Raw genomic sequence first — 19,384 nt, forward strand, 5'->3', positions numbered from 1 at the left:
CCGTTTTTGGACTCTTTGAATTATAATTAATACAGACCATTCACAAATCATTAATATTATCATTTTTTGAATGATAAATCATTCATTAAATACTCTTTAAGCATTTAACGCATGACATATCATAACCATATCATTTTTTTATATTATTCTTTTTTAATATATTTGAATGATAATTCATGCGTTAAATTCAAAATAACCGTATTATGAATGACAAATCAAACAAAAAATGGTATGCTAGCAGTGATAAAATGCTAAATGAGGCCGTAGGACAATTTATAAAACATCATCGCACGGAACAACAACTGACCCAGCAGGATGTGGCCAACAAAGCCAATATAAGCCGTTCCACCCTGAGTCTTTTAGAGCGGGGCGAAACGGTTACGGTAACCACTCTGCTCCAAGTGCTCAGGGTACTGAACTTATTATATATCATGGATGTGTTTACAGTACATAAAACCATAAGTCCCATTGCATTGGCTAAGGCTGAACAAGCAGAAAGACAAAGAGTGCGCGGTAAAAGCGTCCCAAATAGCAAAAAAGAATCAGAATGGTAAAAACAGCTTTTATAAAGATTTGGGGCGAAACAGTAGGTGCCGTTGCATGGGATGAACAGCAGGAACTTGGCATTTTTGAATACGACAGCACATTTTTAAAACAACAATGGGAACTCTCACCCCTTAAAATGCCAACGACTTTGGGATCAAGGATTTTTTCATTCCCGGAAAATAGGCCTACAAGAAATAGCGAATTCAACACTTTTAAAGGTCTACCGGGATTATTGGCAGATGCACTCCCTGATAAATACGGTAATCAATTGATCAACCTATACCTGGCACAGCAAGGCCGGCCGGAGAACAGTATGAACCCTGTTGAAGAATTATGTTTTATAGGCACCAGGGGGATTGGTGCTTTGGAATTTGAACCAGCTACTCTAAAAGCCAAAGCCAACGCAACAAAAATAGAAATTGACAATCTGGTAGAAATCGCCCAAAAGATGCTGCAAGATCGTGAAGCTTTCCGCACCAACTTAAAGAAAGACGAAGAGCAGGCCATTAAACAATTAATTACGATCGGCACATCAGCTGGTGGTGCGAGACCCAAGGCCGTAATAGCCTATAACGAAAAAACCAATGAGCTACGTTCCGGCCAAACCAAAGTCCCATTAGGTTTTGAGCATTGGCTTATTAAACTCGATGGCGTTAGCGACGTTCAGTTAGGTGATTCACATGGGTACGGACGTGTAGAAATGGCCTATTATCTGATGGCAAAAGAAGCCGGTATCAAAATGATGCCTTGCAAATTGTTGGAAGAAAACGGCAGGGCCCATTTTATGACCAAGCGCTTTGATAGGGACAACAATACCAAGCATCATGTTCAAACCTTCTGCGCTATAAAGCATTACGATTTTAACGAGGTCAACAGCTTCAGTTACGAACAGTTGTTTCAGACCATGAGGGAACTACGACTCCCTTATACAGATGCCGAAGAGCTTTATAGACGAATGGTGTTCAATGTACTGGCAAGGAATTGCGATGACCACACCAAGAATTTCTCCTTTCTTCTAAAAAAAGGGGGAGATTGGGAACTGGCACCCGCTTATGACATCTGCCACGCTTACCGTCCAGATAGTCAATGGGTAAGTCAACACGCGCTTAGTATCAATGGCAAACGGAAGAACATTCAGATCAGTGATTTTATAACCCTATCAAAATCCATGAATATTAAGAATGCAAAAAGGATACTTCAAGAGGTAGACCATGCAGTTTCGCAATGGGAATCATTTGCAAGGGAAGTACAGGTCGCTACCGCAAAACAGAAAGAAATCAAAAAGTCTTTGTTGCCATTGCAATCGCTTATGCCATAATGCCCTAAAAACCACTTGTATTTAACCACCCTTAATAATTGATCGGACCTCCCTATGGATCTGTTGAAAATGGAGGGATAGGTCTGCTTTCGAAAAGTAATTTTCTTTTTTTGGTTTGTCCTTTACAATAGGCTGCAATCTAAAGCATACCTTTTTATCCTTTCCATCTGCAAAAGCGATAAACTCACCTTGACTATAACTCAAATTGAATAATGGACAAAACAGGGAAAATCTACCTAAAAAACTTAAAATAAGAAATAGATATCGGATGATGTAATTGGCAACATTAACCTTTTCTCAAAAAGTTTTTATTTCCGGGCTTAGGTAGTTTTAAATAAATTTGTTCGGGCTAGACATTGAAAACTCTTTGCCAAAACCTTGGTCTACCTATTGGCTCACATGGCTTTGGCAAGTTGTTTGCTTTCATAGCACTGTCAATACATAAATGTCATTCCTGCGCCAAATCCCATATCACTGTCATAATGTGTCCTAATCCCAATATTTTTGGCAACAATATAATTCAATCCAAACATATACTCTTTGTCTGTATTTACCATAAATGCAGCTCTCATTCTTTTAGATACAGGGATGTCTTCACGCATCAAAGACAAGCGAACAATACCATCGTGGTACATTTCGGCTTGAAAGTTTACCAACATGGGAAGTGTGTACATAACCCCTAAACTCAAGGCCCCTCTCTGGTCTTTTTTGTTTGTTTGGCCAAAAAGGTTACGTTCCTGCTCATCCATTCCCATATTGCGATAACGCCAATCAAAACCAATAAAAGGCATCAACCACTGGTTCCTGCCAATATACCGCCCTATATGGGTTTCTGTTTCATATCCATGATGGTCATTGTAACCTAATCTCCATTCTGCGCCAAAACTCCACCGGGTATTTTGGAACATGGCTTCACCGTCATTACCATTTGTGGCAAAGTCATTTTGAAACATAAAGTGCAGCTCGTTACTTTCATTTTGAAGTTTTTTGTATGCCCATTGTTTATCTGGCAATAATGGATTGGGTGCTTGGTTTTCATAACTAAAAACCCGGTTCATTCCCGCCATCATGTGGTAGAGAATATGGCAATGAAAAAACCAGTCGCCCTCCAGATTGGCTTCAAATTCAATGATATTGGTCTCCATGGGCATAATATCTAGTACATTTTTGAGAGGGGCATAATCCCCTTGTCCATTGATAACCCTAAAATCGTGTCCGTGCAAGTGCATGGGGTGCCGCATCATAGAATTGTTGTACAAAGTTATTCTAACGATTTCGCCTTTTTTAATAAGAATTTTATCGGTCTCGGAAAGCACTTTATTGTCCATGCTCCAAACGTAGCGGTTCATATTCCCTGTTAGCTCAAACTTTAGTTCCCTAACAGGGGCATCTTTGGGCAATGTTGTAATGGTGGGTGATTTCAACATTGAATAATTAAGCGTTACAATGTCTGCATTTCCTAAACTGTGGTTGGAATGATCCATTTTATTCATATCCATTCCATCATCCATTTTTATTGCTTCTTTATCACCAGTAATTTCAGGGTACATCACGGTGTTCATATCCATTTGTTGTAAAGACATATCCATTCCCATATCGTTCATAGTACCATCCATGTTCATCATATCGTTCATCATTTTCATTCCTTCAAAGTACTTCAACTTTGGTAATGGGCTTACTAGTTGTTTGACCCCCTTACCAATATAAATGGACGCTGACTTTGTTCTGTCTTCAGGAGTCGCCAAAAATTCGTAGGATGTATTTTCTGCTGGAATAGTGACTATTACATCATATGTTTCTGAAACACCGATAATCAATCTATCCACTTCCACAGGCTCCACATCATTCCCATCGTTTGCTACGACAGTTATTTTTCCGCCTGCATAAGTGAGCCAAAAATAAGAAGACGCTCCTCCATTTGAAATTTGCAACCGCACCTTATCACCTGCCTTGAATTGTGAAAGTTGGTTTTCAGACGTGCCATTTATTAGAAATTTATCATAATATACATCACTTACATCCATTGCAAGCATCCGTTTCCATTCATTAGTGAGTTTGGTTTTAAAATGTCCTGCTTTTATGGCTTCTGCATAACTTTGTGTAGTCCCTTTTTTAATAGCGAACCAATCCGAAGCATTATGCAACATTCTATGTACATTTTCTGGTTTGTAATCTGTCCACTCGCTTAAAATGATTGGAACGGCAGGTAAATCGTCAATACCTTTTCTGAATGTTGGATCGTCTTCTCTTTTTTTCAAAATCATTGAACCGTACATTCCTATTTGTTCTTGCAGACCACTATGGCTGTGATACCAATGTGTGCCATGTTGGATTATTGGAAATGTGTATTTGTGTGTCGTCCCGGGTTCAATCGGCATTTGCGTTAAAAATGGAACGCCATCCTCCTGGTTGGGTAAAAACAACCCGTGCCAATGTAAGGATGTGCTTTCCTTAAGTTGGTTATGTACGTAGATTTCTGCCGTATCGCCCTCGGTAAACGTGAGGGTAGGCATCGGGATTTGCCCATTTACGGCAATTGCCCTTTTTTCTTTACCTGTAAAATTGACTAAGGTGTCTTTTACATAAAGGTCATATCGCACCACTTTTTGCGCAAACATATTTGTAGCAAACAATAGTAAAACAACTATTGGTAACCATTCTTTGAAAATATTTTTTTTAGTATACATTTTATGATTTTTGACTATTTAATTTTAACAGGCTTGCATTGATTGCAACTACGATAGTGCTAACGCTCATTAGCACCGCACCCATTGCTGGGCTTAAAACAAAGTTGGGATACAATACTCCGGCCGCAAGGGGAATTGCTATGATATTATATCCTACCGCCCAAACAAGGTTTTGTACCATTTTTTTGTACGTACGTTTTCCGAAATCAATCATTTTTGCCACGTCTCTTGGGTCACTATTTACTAGAATGATATCGGCTGTTTCAGCAGCCACATCGGTACCTGAGCCAACTGCAATTCCCACATCGGCCTGTGCCAATGCCGGGGCATCATTTACGCCATCACCGGTCATTGCCACCACCTTTCCTTTGTCTTGAAATTCTTTTATTTTCGCTTGCTTGTTGTGCGGAAGTACATTAGCAAAAAAACCGTCCATTCCCAACTCATTGCTAACTGCTGCTGCAATATGTTCATTATCACCAGTAAGCAAGAATGATTTTATATTCATTCCCTTTAAGTCATTAATTGCTTGTTGCGACCCTTCACGAATGGTATCCGCCAAGGTGATGATACCTATTACTTCATTGTCAATCAGCAAAAAATTCACGGTCTCTGCATCTTGATTTATGCTTTCAGGTATCTCTGGTATTAAGTGACCTTTGTCCTTAAAATAATTTGGCCCCGCGGCTACTACCATTTTGCCATTTACGGTTCCCGATACACCAATTCCTTGCATCAGTTGGAAGTTTTCTGACTTCCATAAATCGAGTTTTCTATCCTTTAAGCTTTGTAGTACCCCTTTTGCAATATGATGCTCTGAATTTTGCTGCACAGCTGCTGCATACATAATAATTTCATCGGCTGTGTGTTTTTCCGTTAAAGGAATTGTTTTTTGTACCCTATGTGAGCCTTGGGTAAGGGTGCCTGTTTTATCAAAAATAATGACCGACAATTTTCTGGTAGTTTCAAAAGCGGTTCGGTTCCTTATCAAAAGCCCGTTTGTGGCGGAAAGGGTGGTGGAAATGGCCACCACCAATGGGATGGCAACTCCCAAAGCGTGGGGACAAGCTGTTACCATTACGGTTACCATCCGTTCTAGTGCAAAAGCCAAATCGCCACTGACACTCATCCAATAGAGAAAAGTACCAATACCCACCGCAATGGCAATAAAGGTGAGCCATTTGGCCACCTTATCTGCAAGGTTTTGTGTGTTTGATTTTGCAGCCTGGGCATCCTGCACCAAATTGATTACTTTATTGAGATAGCTGTCTTTTCCTACTCCGGTCGCCTTAATCTTTAAAACTCCATCACCATTTATTGAGCCTGCAATAACTTTTCCATCAATCTGCTTTTTCACCGGTACGCTTTCACCTGTAAGCATACTTTCATTTACAGATGAAGCACCTTCGATAATCATTCCATCAGCGGCAATTTTCTCTCCCGGCTTAATAATAATGGTATCGTCATTTTTTAATTCATCCAACTTTATTTTGACAGCTATGCCATTGCGTTCAATAGTTACCTCATTGGGAAGTAACGCTACCAAGGACTGTAAAGCTTTGGAAGCCGCCATTTGAGAACGCATCTCCAACCAATGCCCTAAAAGCATAATGACAATCAAAGTTGCGAGTTCCCAAAAGAAATCCATTCCCGGGAAACCTAACGCCACAGCCATACTGTAAAAATAAGCCACTGAAATGGCCAGTGCCACCAAAGTCATCATTCCGATGGCTTTGGATTTAATCTCGGCAACCATCCCTTTCAAGAATGGTATACCACCATAAATGTAAATAGCAGTTCCCAATGCCATTAATACGAATCTGTCTCCAGCAAAACTAATTTGAAAACTTAACCACCCTTGAATCATATGAGACAATAATAATATAGGAACAGTGAGTGCAAGACTTATCCAAAAGCGTTTTATAAAGTCACTTGTATGATGACCTTCGTGTTTGTCAAAACCAGATTCTGAATGATTTTGGTGTTCCTTGGAGTTTTTATGATGTTGAGAACGCTCAGCTTTTGCCCCAAAAGGAACTAAATCCATTCCACAAATCGGACATTTTCCAGGTTCGTCTTTTAGCACTTGGAGGTGCATCGGGCAGGTATATTTTTTCATGTCCCTATATTTTGAAAATCAAATGATACACCCAAGTATTCCCATTTTATCTCAATTTTTCCTTTGTTGTTCTCCAATGGAAAAATCTTGTATTCTAATGCTTCCGTCAGATTTTTAGTCCTTTTCGGCTTCACTTTTATCCTAAGCACATCATTTTTGGGCGTGTAGTCATCCGCTAAATGCATGTCCCAGTCTTTGTTAAGAATAATCGTCCATTCCTTTTTGTTGGGAATGGTAAAGAAGCCGTATTTCCCTTTTGGTATAACTTGCGAATTGATTTTTACATCTTCCGAAAATTCTATCCAAGTGGCTTTGTGGGCACCTGTTGCCCATACTTGGTCATAGGCGACCAAACCGTTCCAAATATTCCGCCCCCTTACACTTGGAGAACCGTAATCAATATGTACGTGATTGTTGCCCACCATTGCCATAGCCGCAGTTCGTGAGCTTTTCGGTTTGGCGGTGCTGTCTGATTTTGAATTGTGGTGTTCGTGTTGAGCAAAACCTTGCAGCGACACAAACAAAATAGTTAAAAAGAGAATATTTTTCATATTTTAATTTTTTATAAATGATAGAATAACATTATAGCACTCATTGCTATCATCAGTGCATCTTCAATAATGGTAACGGTACTCATTGGCAAATTGAAAACTGCACCCAAACAGGCGCACTGAATTTTCTTTTTGTTTAATACCGATTGCAATACCCCTATAATACTGATAGCCATTACTAAAAAAGTCACGCCATTGGTAATGAGCGGATTAAAATTTACTAAAAAAGCAATACCTAAAACCAGTTCGGTAAACACATAAACATAAGCCCAAATGGGTAATCGTTTTGCTATTACATCATACATTACATAACTTTCAGCAAATCCTTTTAGATTGAGCATTTTAAAAAACGAAAACACTAAAAAGAAACCAGCCATAAAGTGTCGCATCCATTGCATTGCATCAAACTTTTCATTGGCAAACTGCACTAATAGTGTTACCAATGAGATATAAAAAAATATCAATATAATAGGCTTATAGGTTTCTAACCAACCTTTTTTTTCTTCTGCCATTTCGTTATGATGAAGGGCAGAAATCTGATATTTTTCCGGCAGGGCTTTTTGCAATTTGTCCAACCCAATGTGTTTGCCCATTGTGATAGTGGCTGAATGTTCCTGTTTTGAAACTTCAACGCTTACCACATTTTCTACCATCAATAAAGACGATTTTACTTTTGCTTCGCAACTTGAACAGGTCATTCCTGTTACTTGATAAGTATGTACCATAATCTTAAAATTTAAAGGTTAAAAACTATGGCACAAAGTTCAGAAGCTATCATTATACAATTGTTGTGGTATTTTGGGTTTGAGTTGTAACATTTATAAGTCTTCAATTTGTCTTCGTTTTTTTACTTTTAGTTGCTTGTAATGCGAAGGCGAAAAACCTGTTACCTTTTTGAACTGATTGCTCAAATATGCGACACTGCTATAATTCATCTGAAATGCAATTTCACTTAACGTCAATTCATCATATAGAAGAAACTCTTTGACTTTTTCAATCTTTTGATTGATAAAATATTTTTCAATAGTTGAATCTTCTACTTCTGAAAACAAATTGCTCAATGAAGAATAATCCTGTACCAATTGGCTCGACAAATAGTCTGAAAGATTGGTGCTGATTTGGGCGTTGTGATAGTGCACCAAGTCAATAATCAAAGTCTTGATTTTATCAATAACCCGGATTTTCTTATCATCAATCAACTCAAAACCAAAGTTTTTTAGGCGTTCGGCAACGACGCTTTTTTGTTGTTCAGTAATCGGTTCTACAGTTTCCACTTCGCCTAAATCTATCACAAGTAGTTGAAGCCCGAGTTTTTCCAACTCAGACTTCACCACCATTTTGCAGCGACTACACACCATATTTTTGATGTATAGTTTCATTTAATCAATTGTTTCAACTGTTTTACCACAAGTCAGCATTTGCGAACCATAGTAAGGGTTCTTAACAGCATTTTCCTTGCTCAACCAATTGGCTCCTTTGCCATTGTTCGCCATCGGGCAATGTTGGTAAAAAGTAGGTGTTTCTTGTTTGGAAACTTTTAAAAGCTGATACATATTGTCAGACAAGGTATTGAAATGGTCTCGTTGATGCCCAACAACTTTGGTTTCTTCGATATGCTCGGTATCAAACTTTAAATCTTTCATCACTTTCATCCAAACTACATGCTCTTCACTAGAAAGTTTATTCATCTGCACGGCATTAAGAGCATTTAGTAACTCTTTAGCTTCGGTAGAAGCCAATGTTCCGTCAGACTTTACAAAAGCATCTTTCAACGTAAAATAGTTGTCAAAAACAGCTTTCAATTGACTTACTTCTTGTACTGGTCCCGTTGGCTTGTCAGCTGTTACATCCATATTATGTTTAGAATGGTCTTCCATAGCTTGGTCTTTTGACATTTCCATTTTTGCAACAACTTTAGTTTTTCTTTCGTATTGGCAACATTCAGGAAGTTTAGAATAGGCATCATCTGGCGCAAGGAATTGATCACTGTCATAACCTGCCAATGCAATTCGTTTCAAGATTTCATCTTGACTGGTTTTACTTGGATCAAAAGTTAGGGCAGCCATTTTGGTATCTTTATTCCAATCAACTTGGGCTACTTTTTTTATATTTCCTGCTTTCTCGATAGTGCTTTCGCACATTGCGCAATTGCCGTAAATTTTTACGCTTTCAGTTCTAGCGTTTTTGACTTGGGCGTTACACGCTGTGAACGATAGCAATAGAATTATTGCCATCAATATTTTTATTGAGTTCATTTTTTTAATTTTTAAGTTCTTGAAAATAATTAACTCCAAAAACAAGGAATGCTTTCGGAAGGACAGACCTATGGCTGTCAAAGTAAGAGATTAGCCTATTTTTGGCGGTTGCCAAATAGATAGAAAACCAGAAGAGTAATAAGTATCTTGATAATAAAAATTGGGTTTACTCAATATCATTTTTCCTAATGAAAATTGAGCTAAAAATGGTGTTGAAAAGTTAGGGCAATGAGATGGGCATTGACAAGTTGGATTTCCACATTTCCCATCACACTGATTTTCGTGTTTCCCACATTGTCCTTTTTCTTCATTACAACAATCTTTTTTCTGTATTTCGGAATCTGACTGTTTGTTGCAAATAGTTTCGATTTTTTCAGATTTTGAATCACACGCATAGGATAGAGTAGGCGTCAAAAAGAAACCAAGTGCTGTCAAAAATACTATGTGAAAAATTCTTGCCATGGCATTAAAAACACAAAGATATGAATTATTAGTTTGTGTAGTGGCAAAAAATGGCTCTTTCGGTTTTTTGAAGTCGTCTGTTATCACTAATATGATTTACAAAGCTTTACTAATTTTGCTTTATCTTAAAGTATCTTTTTACTATTTGAACATTGATAGGGCCTCAGAGTGGATTTTCCTGTAATTGGCTTCCAGATCTGAGGGAGATACATCCATTGGAGATGGCAATGTCTTGGGAACAACTGGCCGTTTAAACCAAACCTTTCTGTCCTTCCCATCTGCAAAAGCGATAAACTCCCCTTGCCGTAATCTGAAGAACAAATCTGCTCTCCGCTTCGATACTTCCTTTTCCCCTTTTGTAATACGGCTCTCAAAACTGAGCCCACTGCTTTTACTGATGCTATGTGTAGGCTTTTTGATGATCTCAAAAAAGAGCTCATAATATTTGGCGGTATCGGGGTCATTGACCTTTCCAAAAAACTGATAGGACAAATTACTCAGTATGGCCTTACTGGCCTTGTCACCATATAGCAGGTCATTCTGTACCTTGTCCTGCATCACATACACGGTACATATATCATAGCTTCTTAGCGTTGCAGGGGCACGGTGCATGTTGGGCAATTTCAGGGTCGGTGCTTCTTCCATGAGCAAAAACGAAGATTTCCTGTCACGTACACTCATCTGTTTGATAATCGTGTGCATCACCATCGCAATCACCGGGGAATAAGCGGAATCATATTTCGGATGGTTGACAAGGGAAACCACAGAAGGGTGTTCGGGGTTATTGATATCCAAGGGGACTTCATCCTTTGATAGGACATAGAACAACTTTTGGGAACTAATCTTTTTAAACGCATTGGCCAGGGTGCTTTTGACCCCGGCTGTTTGCTTTTCCGATTCGATGCCATTGATAAAAGCACCGGCCATACTCCTAGAGGTCAAATCCGAATTCAGAAAGGCAACGAGCTTTTTGGTACTTACCGATTGGAACAAGGCAATGATATGGGGAAGCGTACAATATTCAGGATAGGTAGTTTTCATTTTCCATATCATACCGCTCAAAAGCCCCTCAACAGCATCGGAAAAAAATTTGTTGCTCCCTGTATTTTGTGATAGGTTCTGTTCCAACAGGTTTTCCATAAGTACCTTGGACACCTCATTGACACTTTCCTCATTGGCTAGATACATTGGAGCAATTGGATTTACCCGATAATGTATCACATCAAAGGCAATGGTATAGAATTTAACGTTCCTCTCCTTAAACAAGTGGTAGGCGATTTCGGTAAGTTCAAAATCCTTGTAATCATGGATGACCCCACAAAAGCCGTGCTTGCTGAAGTGTTGCAGAAAATTATAGACTACGCTTTCGGTCTTGCCACTGCCTGCCGAACCAATGACAGAAGCGCCCCGCCTTATATTGTCCGCCTTGAAACTACCGTTCCTTAACTTGAACCGTACCTTATATTTTTTATCGGTTCGTTCGCCCTTTTCACCATACAACAATCCATAGAGTACCGTGCCCACGAACAATGTTGGGACAATAATGTAAAGAATGATATGTTCAATTTGCCAGTTCATATGCCTATGGAGCCTGATTCAATAGCCTTGCCAATCCCCTTTTTCAGAGCATTGATAGCCTTCATCGTTAACTGGAGCTTATTGGTCGGAATGCTGAGCAAAGCCGTATTGACCCCTGATTTTTGAAGCAGTTTAAAAGCAACCGCCCTTTCGTTGGTCGGAAGCTTTGTTATCATGGAAAAATACATTTTGGGATCCTTTAAAAAGGTTTTACGTGCGGCATAGGTCTCTACATAGTTCCGTTTGTACCCGAACATCTTGTCAAAGGTCTTTTCTGCATTTTTGACAAAGGTGTCCCTGTCAAAACCCCGTTTGACGGTCTTGCCGTTCATTTCCACTTCAGAAGCCTTGTACTTGCTCCCAGGCGAAAGACTGTATCGGTTGGAGGCATCCTTACGGCTTACGATGATATGGATATGGCTTTGTGGTCCCGGTTTGGGCATGTCCCTTACGATACGTTTTCCATTCAGTTGATGTGGAGCTTCCCGTTCCAATCGCTGGGTGTCCTTTTGTAGTTTTTTGATATCACCCATACCTTCCCCACGCTCAATGCTTCGGATTTCCTTTTTGAGTTGCAGTATCTTGGTAGCATAGGGTTGGTTTTCGATAATCTGTTTATCGTTGCCCTTAAAAGTCCGTTGCCGTTCCACCTTGGCATAGTATTTAATATCCTCCACCCTTACAGGCCTGCCATCAATATCCCGATTGAAAGACTTGGCATATTCTTTCATGGCTTCTCGGGTATATTGCTTCAGAGCTTCGGGAGAGTCCTGTATGGCCTTCAGTTCCCGCGCACTTGGATTTAGTGTAATGGAATAAAACTTGGGCTCGGTCTTTTTGAGTTTGGCCGTGTTTCCGTCTATTTCCTCAATTACTTCCTTCGCGGATATTTCATCTCCGAACTGGTCAAAGAAATGTTCCATTTCGGGGGTAGTTTTTCCTTCGTTTTCCTTTTCGAGATAGTCCACAAAATCGGCGGCACTTTGGGCATAATTGCCCTCTAGCTTCTGTGCGGTGATGGTGATATACATTCTATAATTCTTTTTTTAGTTTTTCAAACTCGCTTTTGTCCATATCCAGTTTATAATGCCCCTTGCCAAAAGTTCCCTTAACATATGTCATTTGCTCCAACAGATCCTTCATGCAGTTTTTATAATTGCCCAGTTGTTTTTGCATTTCTTCGTAGCGGCTCCGGTAGTGTTCCAGTTCGGTATCCCGGGAAAAAGGTTCGGGCGTTCCAAAATCAAAATCATTTTCTTCCTTTTCTTCGCGACCTTCCTCTTGGGACATTTCCTGAAAGAGGGTATCCAGCATTGCTTTAGTGGGTAGAGTCTGGTGCTTCTCGATATTTTTCAGGATGGCAATGACTGCATTGATGCGTTTATTGGTCCGGTTGTTCTTGATACCAAGGTCATCGTTAGGGGAAAGATCGTTCCACTCAAAAAAGTTCATGACCGTTTCCAAGGTACTGGTATGGGAGTCCGACACCAAACGGGAAAATTCCCGAAAGCGTGCCGCCACTTCCTTTTTGATACTGATAGCGGAAAAACGATATTTTTGGTAAGCATCTTCCATTATTTACTGTAAAAAACTGCCTGTTTATAGGCGATTTGGCCGCATTTACTGTAAAAGCCCTTGATTGTCAATTATTTACTTATTATTAAATAGCTGATTATAAGCTTTTTACAGTCAAATCGATATCCGTAACACCGCTCTGCGTGTTACCCTCTTGCTCTTCGATTTCGTCTGCCAAAGGCAGACCAAAATTTTCAGACACCCAACCCATGTTGGATGCCCCATTTCTTGTTTATGGATTGGTCATTTAAGGAAAGTCAAATCACCAGATAATCTGGATTGGCAATGACCAAAAGATATTGCTGTGCAACCCTCTAAAGATACATTTTTCAACGTATTGGACATAGAAAAAGCCCATCATAATAAATGGGCTTGTTTGGTTCAATTTGGTGTTCAGATATTGAAAATATACTTGTAATTGTATAGATTTCGTATCGCTTCTTCTTCCAACAGGGTTTTGTAATTTACATAGTGTTCCCTGGCATAGTTCCTAAGTTGCTCCCCAAAGCGCTTTTCCACTTCCTTTTTGGACATGGAAAGCAAACGCTCTTGGGTCTCTGTGTCGAGGTTGTTATAATTAAGATAGACCATCATTTTAAATTTTGGGTTGCTTACAGGTCGTATAGGTCTGGGTCAAAACCATCGGGATAATCCCCGAGGTCTTGCCCATCTTCCAACCATTTTTCAAATTCAATATTTTTTATCTCAATATTCATTTGGCAACATCAACGTATCATTCACAAAGTACAACCGCAGTTCATCCAAAGGAAAATCGGTAACATTATATCTATGCTTTTCAAGTACATTGCCGTTTCCATCGCTATAAATTATTTCAGCTTCATAGCCTGCATTATCCTTTTCTTCTTCCGATAGCCTTTTAAAATCTATTGTGATAAAGCGGCTTCGGTTCAACAGACTTTTGGCGATTACGGAAACATCGGTTATTAGCCAAAAACATTCCGCTACATTGGCTAAATATTTCAACCCGCTCGTAAAGCGGGTGCGTATCAATGGGATTTGATAGAACATTTCAGAACCGTGAAAATATTGCAATCCTTCTTTTATTTCGTTAACTTGTGCTTTCATTGTTATCTCTTTTTTAGAATTAATGATGAAAAGAAGAGGGCACAAACTAATTGAAAACTGGTATTAGTGCCCTCTTTCCTTTTTACTTACTACCCAATAGCAGGATTTCATCGGCTACCACTTCGGTTACATAGCGTTGGTCGCCATCATTGGTGGTATAGGTTCGCGTCTTTAATTTTCCGACCACAGCGATTTCCTTGCCCTTTTCTGCATACTTTTCGATGATGTCGGCAGTCTTGCCCCAAGCGACAACGGTGTGCCAATTGGTGTCCGTCTGTTTCTCGCCCTTGCTGTTTTTGTAGTTTTCATTGGTAGCCAATGAGAATCGGGCTACTTTCTTGCCACTTTCAAGGTTCGTAATTGTTGGTTCCTGTCCAACATTTCCAATTAACTGTACGTGATTTTTAATTGTACTCATAATAAAAAGGTTTAAAAGATTAATAATTCCCCTATTGGTTTAAGGTTCCCATTTTCATGGGAATGCAATTAAATTTTAAGGGGTGTTTGTATGATTTCTTTCGTGCAGAGCACAATGGATGGAGTGGGTTTTGTCAAGACTTTTGGGGAACAAATCAGGAGTGTCTGCGACGTAGCAAAATCCTTGGATTTTCAAGGAAGTAGAAACCTTATTTTTACCTGAAACTTGTATAGTCTTGACAAGTTCCATAAGGGCATTAGCAATTCTTTTAAGCGCATTTGCGTTCGAGCGTACCGGCAGTTAAGCGAGAAAAGGAAATGGGGTTATATTAGAATTGGTTATGTCCTGCCTGTTTTTCGATGCCCCGAAAAACAACAAAGGCTCCATCCATTATAAACCCCTTAAAATGTATGGGGCAAAGGTTCTGTTTTTAAGAATTATCGAGCAAAGACCCAAGAAGGATTTGCCGTTAATTCTGTTAAAAAAACGAAAGCTTTGACCTTCCGATTACAAGCGGACTTAATTCACGGTTTTAGCTAGGGAACTGAGCCCTTCGGCTACGCTCAGGACAGGCTATCCTTCCCAGAGCAGCGGGAAGGGTTAGCGAAGTGGAAAGCAAAAACCGAGGATTGTGTCCAAGACTTTTTAGAGAAGCTCTTTGCCCGAAATGTAGCTTTTTGCGAAATGTAGCGGCAATGTGCTGAACGGTTTATAAAACGGAATAATCTTTTGGAGTAGGGTTTAAAGCGGACTTAATTCTCGATTTTGGCTTGGGAACTGAGCCCTTCGGCTACGCTCAGGACAGGCTATCCTTCCCAGAGCAGCGGGAAGGGTTAGCGAAGTGGAAAGCAAAAACCGGGGATTGTGTCCAAGACCTTTTTAGAGAAGCTCTTTGCCCGAAATGTAGCTTTTCGCGAAATGTAGTGGCAATGTGCTGAATGGTCTATAAATCGGATTACTCTATTGGAGGGGACAGGCTTGACGGAATGCGGGGGAATGGGCTGAGGGTACTATTAAACTATCAATTTCTGAACGGTATATAGAGCGTGAGGGGTAGCAGCGGCATCCTTTTGTGGTCTTTTTTGACCACAAAAGATATAGCGGATGACCCGACCCGCTTGCATTTTTGCGGAGGCTATTGTGCGTGGGCAGAATGCGGGCGGTGACACGCCCAAATAAATCTAAATGCCATAAATCGGAGTTGTTCGGCAATATTATATAGGCAATGGCATAGATGGTAAATTACTTTTTATTCGCCCATCCATCTTTTTAATAAGCCCGTCACCCAGGAAATCCATAAATCATGCCCGGTTGGTATAAATCAAATTTTTTTTGGTACCTTATTAGCATTAATCATAATACCAATACTTATGCAAAAATTCGAAATTTACAAGGACAGGGGCGGTGAATTCAGGTTCCGCCTGAAGGCCGCCAACGGACAGAACATCCTTGCCAGCGAAGGCTACAAGGCCAAGACCGGTTGTACCAATGGCATTGAATCCGTGAGAAACAATTCCCAGGACGACAGCAAATTCGAACGCTTGGAATCCCAGGGAGGAAGCCCCTACTTTAACCTAAAGGCATCCAACGGTCAAGTTATCGGGACCAGTGAGATGTACTCTTCTTTCAGTGCCATGGAAAACGGGATAGCATCGGTCAAGAAAAATGCTCCCGGAGCAACCGTCGATGACCTGACCCAATAGAGGCCGTGACCAAATCTGTAAAAGTTGAAAAGCTATCCCTTAAAGGGGCAGCTTTTTTTGGTTGGCACTTTCCTTGATAGCAGGTTTGCCTTCCTTAAGTTTCTGCTTAAGGGCTTTGCGCCGTTTGTCGTAAATCCATACCCTAAGCCGTTTCAACAGGATCTGCTCATAATCGGACAGGTTCTCTGGGGCAATCTCCATCATGGCTTCCATCTGTCCGGCATTCTTAAAGGTCTTGGCGTAATGAAGCCCGCACCAAGTATAGATATTGACCCATTCACCCGGCATAGGGGACTCAAAGGTCCTGGGCATCATATAGGCCACTACTTCTGTCAGGGAGGCCATCCGCTCACCCTGCATCTGTGTCAGCAGGCGGGCCAGGGTTATGTTCTTCAGGAGCAGTTGCGGTACGGCATCCTGCCAAGCGGACGGAAAGACGATGATGGGACTGCTCAGGCAGTCCATGAAGTCGAAGACAAAATCGGACTGGGCCATTTTAAAGGATTTGGGTTTGGATTTGGGTTCGGTGGTTGGCTCCACCTCAAAGCCAAAATCAAGTTGGTGCATGTTTGGATGTTCCATGATAACTGTTTTATGGTTCAACAATATTTTCAGGGATTTGCCAAACGGAAGACAAAATTTTGGAGCGGCAAGGAAACGGATATAAATAGCGAGGTATGAGCGGCTTTATGCCGTCCCTTGTCCGAGAAACATTTTGCGGGTTTACCTTGAGGAAATATTGGTGGGAATTAAACGATTCCATCAGTTCTCCCAGTTCAAAAAGGGTTTTAAAAATGTACAGTGATCTCAACCTATCCAGACATCGTCCAAAAGGTCGATTGTCATGAAGTTTCTTTTGTCTGTTGACCCTATTGAAAGACAAAAAAAAGGGAGGGTTCAAAAATCCGAACCCTTCCGATACTTGATTTATGGATGGTTATCCTGCCATGGCCTTGTCCTGTTGCTGCAGTGCTTCCACCCGTTCCTTTAGCCTTTTTTCACGTTTGCTGCGTGTCTTGGCATACCCTGCTTCTATCGTATCGATATTGGACTTATGGTATTCCTGTATGGCCGTGTAAAAGGAGCTATTGGTCAGATTGTTCATATGGTTGCTCTCCCCAAAGTGGACCTGTCTGGTCAATAGGAACCGGATGAGCCTGTTGAGGGTTTCCTCCTTGAATTCCTTCCTGAATCTGGCGACAATCTCTTCACGGGTCGTATTGGTCGTGTCCCCGAAAAATTCCTGAAAATGCTCCCGTTGATCAGAATAGCCGACATTGTTCTCGTACAGGGAGATGGAAAAAGCGACCATTTCATCAACGGACAGGGGCTTATCAATGTTGATATAATCCGTCATACGAACCATTTCAGCCACTTCCTTGAACTGTCGGTTGTTCTCGATCTGTTTCTTACGGGCCTCACGGGTATTAATCTTGATAATCTGTTCCTCTGGGGTGCATTCCGACATCTTGCGTTGTTCCAATGGAGCGGAACGTACATCTTCGATATCTTCCTGCTTTTCCTTAACCTTCACGAAAACCTCCTTGCTCTTATAGGTATCGGTATGGAGGAGGATGCCCTTTACAAATCCATGTTCAAGGGCGGTATCGTATCTCTCCCTTTCCTCCATATAAGCCTCCAAGGCTTCGTCCAGTTCTTCCTGTAGCTCTTCATCACTGTAATCGTAATGCCGGTATTCTTCCTTGATGGTGTCCAAGGTCGGTTCAATGGGTTCTTCGATGATCTCCAACGCATCGGTAAGGTGGACGGTAAGGCCCTGCTTTTCCATCTGGGCAGCCACCAGCTGGTTGTGTTCCTCATCTTTCCAATAGCGGCTTATCTTGGGAACCAACAGTAATTGTTCCGTTTTGGCCCTTTTTATAAGGTTCAACAGGGTCTTCTGTTTCTTGCTCTCAAAACAGGCCGTTCGGGTACAGACCATCTTTCCGTCCCCGAACAGGTTGCCCTGATTGGCCGCATTGAACGGACATAGGGTGCAGCCCCCTGCCTTGGGGAGCAGTTTTTTATCCGTTAGGTCAAAAGGGGCGTTGGCCAGGTCAAAGGTCCGGTTATCGACTATCCGTTTGAGCCTATTGGCATGGAACTCCCCGTCCAAGCTCTCCAACATCATCTGTTGTTCCCCTGCCTCGAACAGGGCCACGGCCACCCCTAGGGAAATGGTCATCTCCCCACTTCTCACATAGTGTTTGAAGCCTTCTATCAACCCTGCCAGTTTAAGCCGTTGCCTTACGAAGTTTTCGGTACGTCCCAACCGTTTTGCAATCTCCGCCGGGTTGTACTTATCCATTAGAAAGGCAATGGCCTCGGCCTCTTCAGTGGGTTCCACGTCCCTGCGTTGCAGGTTTTCGATGATCTGCACCTCAAGGACATCGTTGTCGGCATATTCCCTGACGATGGCCGGAATGGTCTTTTGTCCCGCCAGCTTACTGGCACGGTACCGACGCTCCCCCATCACGATGATATGATCCCTTCCGGATTTACGGACGGTGATGGGCTGTAGTACCCCATGTTCCTTAATACTTTGGGAAAGCAGTTGGAGGCTGTCCCCGTCAAAGGTCTTTCTGGGTTGCGAGGGGTCGGGAATGACCGAAGCCATATCCAGGTTCAGGATCTGTAGGACAGTGTCTTTCTTGCTCACAGCTGTTTTGGAACTGTTGGGATTTGTTTTCTTCCTTACCGCAGTTTTCCCGGTTTGCTTTTGTTTTGTTTGTGTTTCCATGATACTTGGATTTTAGTTAAACAATATTTGAGCATGGACCCAAGCGGAAGACAAAATTTTGGAGTGGCAAGGAAACGGAATAAATAGCGAGGTAGGAGCGGCTTTATGCCGTCCCTTGTCCGAGAAACATTTTGCGAGCTTAACTTTCGGAAATATTGTATTGAATACATTCTACGTACTACTTATTCTATTGGAAGTAAGGCTAAAGCAGACCTGACCCACTCCTTTTTGTGTCCTGATAATTTATTGAGAAGTGTAGTGTTCCATTACAGGTTTTCCACATTGGGTTAAACAGAACGGGAGCAAAAAGGAACGTAATAACAATCTCTAAAGTCCTGCCAGTATT

The 19,384-nt window shown here is 41.1% G+C and carries 18 protein-coding genes; 3 read left to right on the plus strand and 15 right to left on the minus strand.

Features of this window, described 5'->3' with window-relative positions:
* Positions 1 to 203: 203 nt before the first annotated feature.
* Together D0S24_RS08270 and D0S24_RS08275 are read left to right on the plus strand one after the other, a co-directional pair.
* Positions 204 to 554, plus strand: coding sequence for a helix-turn-helix domain-containing protein (locus D0S24_RS08270; RefSeq protein WP_117019416.1), 351 nt, complete (start codon positions 204 to 206; stop codon positions 552 to 554).
* Positions 548 to 1,864 (plus strand): type II toxin-antitoxin system HipA family toxin, encoded by a 1,317-nt coding sequence (locus tag D0S24_RS08275; RefSeq protein WP_117019417.1) that lies wholly within the window; start codon positions 548 to 550, stop codon positions 1,862 to 1,864. The genes D0S24_RS08270 and D0S24_RS08275 overlap by 7 nt, the downstream gene beginning before the upstream one ends.
* A 434-nt stretch (positions 1,865 to 2,298) precedes the next feature.
* Here D0S24_RS08275 and D0S24_RS08285 read toward each other — a convergent pair whose 3' ends face one another.
* The 13 genes from D0S24_RS08285 to D0S24_RS08345 form a co-directional block, all read right to left on the minus strand.
* Entirely contained in the window at positions 2,299 to 4,551 is a 2,253-nt protein-coding gene (locus D0S24_RS08285; protein ID WP_117019418.1) for a multicopper oxidase domain-containing protein, read from the minus strand.
* Position 4,552: 1 nt separating this feature from the next.
* Positions 4,553 to 6,670 (minus strand): copper-translocating P-type ATPase, encoded by a 2,118-nt coding sequence (locus D0S24_RS08290; RefSeq protein WP_117019419.1) that lies wholly within the window; start codon positions 6,668 to 6,670, stop codon positions 4,553 to 4,555.
* Positions 6,667 to 7,221, minus strand: a complete 555-nt coding sequence (locus tag D0S24_RS08295) for a DUF2911 domain-containing protein (RefSeq protein ID WP_117019420.1) — start codon at positions 7,219 to 7,221, stop codon at positions 6,667 to 6,669. The genes D0S24_RS08290 and D0S24_RS08295 overlap by 4 nt, the downstream gene beginning before the upstream one ends.
* Before the next feature lie 11 nt (positions 7,222 to 7,232).
* Positions 7,233 to 7,946, minus strand: a complete 714-nt coding sequence (locus D0S24_RS08300; protein ID WP_117019421.1) for a heavy-metal-associated domain-containing protein — start codon at positions 7,944 to 7,946, stop codon at positions 7,233 to 7,235.
* Between the two features lie 93 nt (positions 7,947 to 8,039).
* Positions 8,040 to 8,600 carry an AraC family transcriptional regulator gene (locus D0S24_RS08305; protein ID WP_117019422.1) on the minus strand — a complete coding sequence of 187 codons (561 nt, stop codon included), beginning with the start codon at positions 8,598 to 8,600 and terminating at the stop codon, positions 8,040 to 8,042.
* Positions 8,601 to 9,476, minus strand: a complete 876-nt coding sequence (locus D0S24_RS08310) for a DUF3347 domain-containing protein (RefSeq protein ID WP_117019423.1) — start codon at positions 9,474 to 9,476, stop codon at positions 8,601 to 8,603.
* 90 nt (positions 9,477 to 9,566) lie between these two features.
* On the minus strand, positions 9,567 to 10,025 hold the full coding sequence (locus tag D0S24_RS08315) for a hypothetical protein (RefSeq protein ID WP_251795752.1): 459 nt from the start codon (positions 10,023 to 10,025) through the stop codon (positions 9,567 to 9,569).
* Between the two features lie 54 nt (positions 10,026 to 10,079).
* Positions 10,080 to 11,516, minus strand: a complete 1,437-nt coding sequence (locus tag D0S24_RS08320) for a type IV secretory system conjugative DNA transfer family protein (protein ID WP_117019424.1) — start codon at positions 11,514 to 11,516, stop codon at positions 10,080 to 10,082.
* Entirely contained in the window at positions 11,513 to 12,547 is a 1,035-nt protein-coding gene (gene mobB / locus D0S24_RS08325; protein ID WP_117019425.1) for a MobB family relaxase, read from the minus strand. Before mobB ends, D0S24_RS08320 begins: the two co-directional genes overlap by 4 nt.
* A gap of 1 nt (position 12,548) precedes the next feature.
* Positions 12,549 to 13,091 (minus strand): BfmA/BtgA family mobilization protein, encoded by a 543-nt coding sequence (locus D0S24_RS08330; RefSeq protein ID WP_117019426.1) that lies wholly within the window; start codon positions 13,089 to 13,091, stop codon positions 12,549 to 12,551.
* Positions 13,092 to 13,484: 393 nt separating this feature from the next.
* Positions 13,485 to 13,682 carry a hypothetical protein gene (locus D0S24_RS08335; protein WP_117019862.1) on the minus strand — a complete coding sequence of 66 codons (198 nt, stop codon included), beginning with the start codon at positions 13,680 to 13,682 and terminating at the stop codon, positions 13,485 to 13,487.
* Between the two features lie 114 nt (positions 13,683 to 13,796).
* The gene (locus D0S24_RS08340) at positions 13,797 to 14,177 is read right to left on the minus strand and encodes a DUF6876 family protein (RefSeq protein ID WP_117019427.1); all 381 of its coding nucleotides are present in this window, start codon (positions 14,175 to 14,177) and stop codon (positions 13,797 to 13,799) included.
* 82 nt (positions 14,178 to 14,259) lie between these two features.
* On the minus strand, positions 14,260 to 14,595 hold the full coding sequence (locus D0S24_RS08345; RefSeq protein ID WP_117019428.1) for a single-stranded DNA-binding protein: 336 nt from the start codon (positions 14,593 to 14,595) through the stop codon (positions 14,260 to 14,262).
* Positions 14,596 to 15,965: 1,370 nt separating this feature from the next.
* On the opposite strand from D0S24_RS08345, the gene D0S24_RS08350 reads away from it, so the two are divergent.
* Entirely contained in the window at positions 15,966 to 16,298 is a 333-nt protein-coding gene (locus D0S24_RS08350) for a YegP family protein (RefSeq protein WP_117019429.1), read from the plus strand.
* 39 nt (positions 16,299 to 16,337) lie between these two features.
* Here the strand turns inward: D0S24_RS08350 and D0S24_RS08355 are convergent, their stop codons facing one another.
* Both D0S24_RS08355 and D0S24_RS08360 read right to left on the minus strand, forming a co-directional pair.
* Complete coding sequence (locus tag D0S24_RS08355; protein ID WP_117019430.1) at positions 16,338 to 16,880, minus strand: hypothetical protein; 543 nt, start codon at positions 16,878 to 16,880, stop codon at positions 16,338 to 16,340.
* Positions 16,881 to 17,235: 355 nt separating this feature from the next.
* Complete coding sequence (locus tag D0S24_RS08360; protein ID WP_117019431.1) at positions 17,236 to 19,038, minus strand: ParB/RepB/Spo0J family partition protein; 1,803 nt, start codon at positions 19,036 to 19,038, stop codon at positions 17,236 to 17,238.
* Between the last annotated feature and the right edge of the window lie 346 nt (positions 19,039 to 19,384).

The organism is Arenibacter sp. P308M17 (assembly GCF_003426735.1).
GTDB lineage: Bacteria > Bacteroidota > Bacteroidia > Flavobacteriales > Flavobacteriaceae > Arenibacter.

Bases quoted from the DNA above. Each gene is read 5' to 3' on its own strand.
- D0S24_RS08270 (WP_117019416.1), top strand. From the start codon at position 204: ATGAATGACAAATCAAACAAAAAATGGTATGCTAGCAGTGATAAAATG.
- D0S24_RS08275 (WP_117019417.1), top strand. From the start codon at position 548: ATGGTAAAAACAGCTTTTATAAAGATTTGGGGCGAAACAGTAGGTGCC.
- D0S24_RS08285 (WP_117019418.1), bottom strand. From the start codon at position 4,551: ATGTATACTAAAAAAAATATTTTCAAAGAATGGTTACCAATAGTTGTT.
- D0S24_RS08290 (WP_117019419.1), bottom strand. From the start codon at position 6,670: ATGAAAAAATATACCTGCCCGATGCACCTCCAAGTGCTAAAAGACGAA.
- D0S24_RS08295 (WP_117019420.1), bottom strand. From the start codon at position 7,221: ATGAAAAATATTCTCTTTTTAACTATTTTGTTTGTGTCGCTGCAAGGT.
- D0S24_RS08300 (WP_117019421.1), bottom strand. From the start codon at position 7,946: ATGGTACATACTTATCAAGTAACAGGAATGACCTGTTCAAGTTGCGAA.
- D0S24_RS08305 (WP_117019422.1), bottom strand. From the start codon at position 8,600: ATGAAACTATACATCAAAAATATGGTGTGTAGTCGCTGCAAAATGGTG.
- D0S24_RS08310 (WP_117019423.1), bottom strand. From the start codon at position 9,476: ATGAACTCAATAAAAATATTGATGGCAATAATTCTATTGCTATCGTTC.
- D0S24_RS08320 (WP_117019424.1), bottom strand. From the start codon at position 11,516: ATGAACTGGCAAATTGAACATATCATTCTTTACATTATTGTCCCAACA.
- mobB (WP_117019425.1), bottom strand. From the start codon at position 12,547: ATGTATATCACCATCACCGCACAGAAGCTAGAGGGCAATTATGCCCAA.
- D0S24_RS08330 (WP_117019426.1), bottom strand. From the start codon at position 13,091: ATGGAAGATGCTTACCAAAAATATCGTTTTTCCGCTATCAGTATCAAA.
- D0S24_RS08335 (WP_117019862.1), bottom strand. From the start codon at position 13,682: ATGGTCTATCTTAATTATAACAACCTCGACACAGAGACCCAAGAGCGT.
- D0S24_RS08340 (WP_117019427.1), bottom strand. From the start codon at position 14,177: ATGAAAGCACAAGTTAACGAAATAAAAGAAGGATTGCAATATTTTCAC.
- D0S24_RS08345 (WP_117019428.1), bottom strand. From the start codon at position 14,595: ATGAGTACAATTAAAAATCACGTACAGTTAATTGGAAATGTTGGACAG.
- D0S24_RS08350 (WP_117019429.1), top strand. From the start codon at position 15,966: ATGCAAAAATTCGAAATTTACAAGGACAGGGGCGGTGAATTCAGGTTC.
- D0S24_RS08355 (WP_117019430.1), bottom strand. From the start codon at position 16,880: ATGGAACATCCAAACATGCACCAACTTGATTTTGGCTTTGAGGTGGAG.
- D0S24_RS08360 (WP_117019431.1), bottom strand. From the start codon at position 19,038: ATGGAAACACAAACAAAACAAAAGCAAACCGGGAAAACTGCGGTAAGG.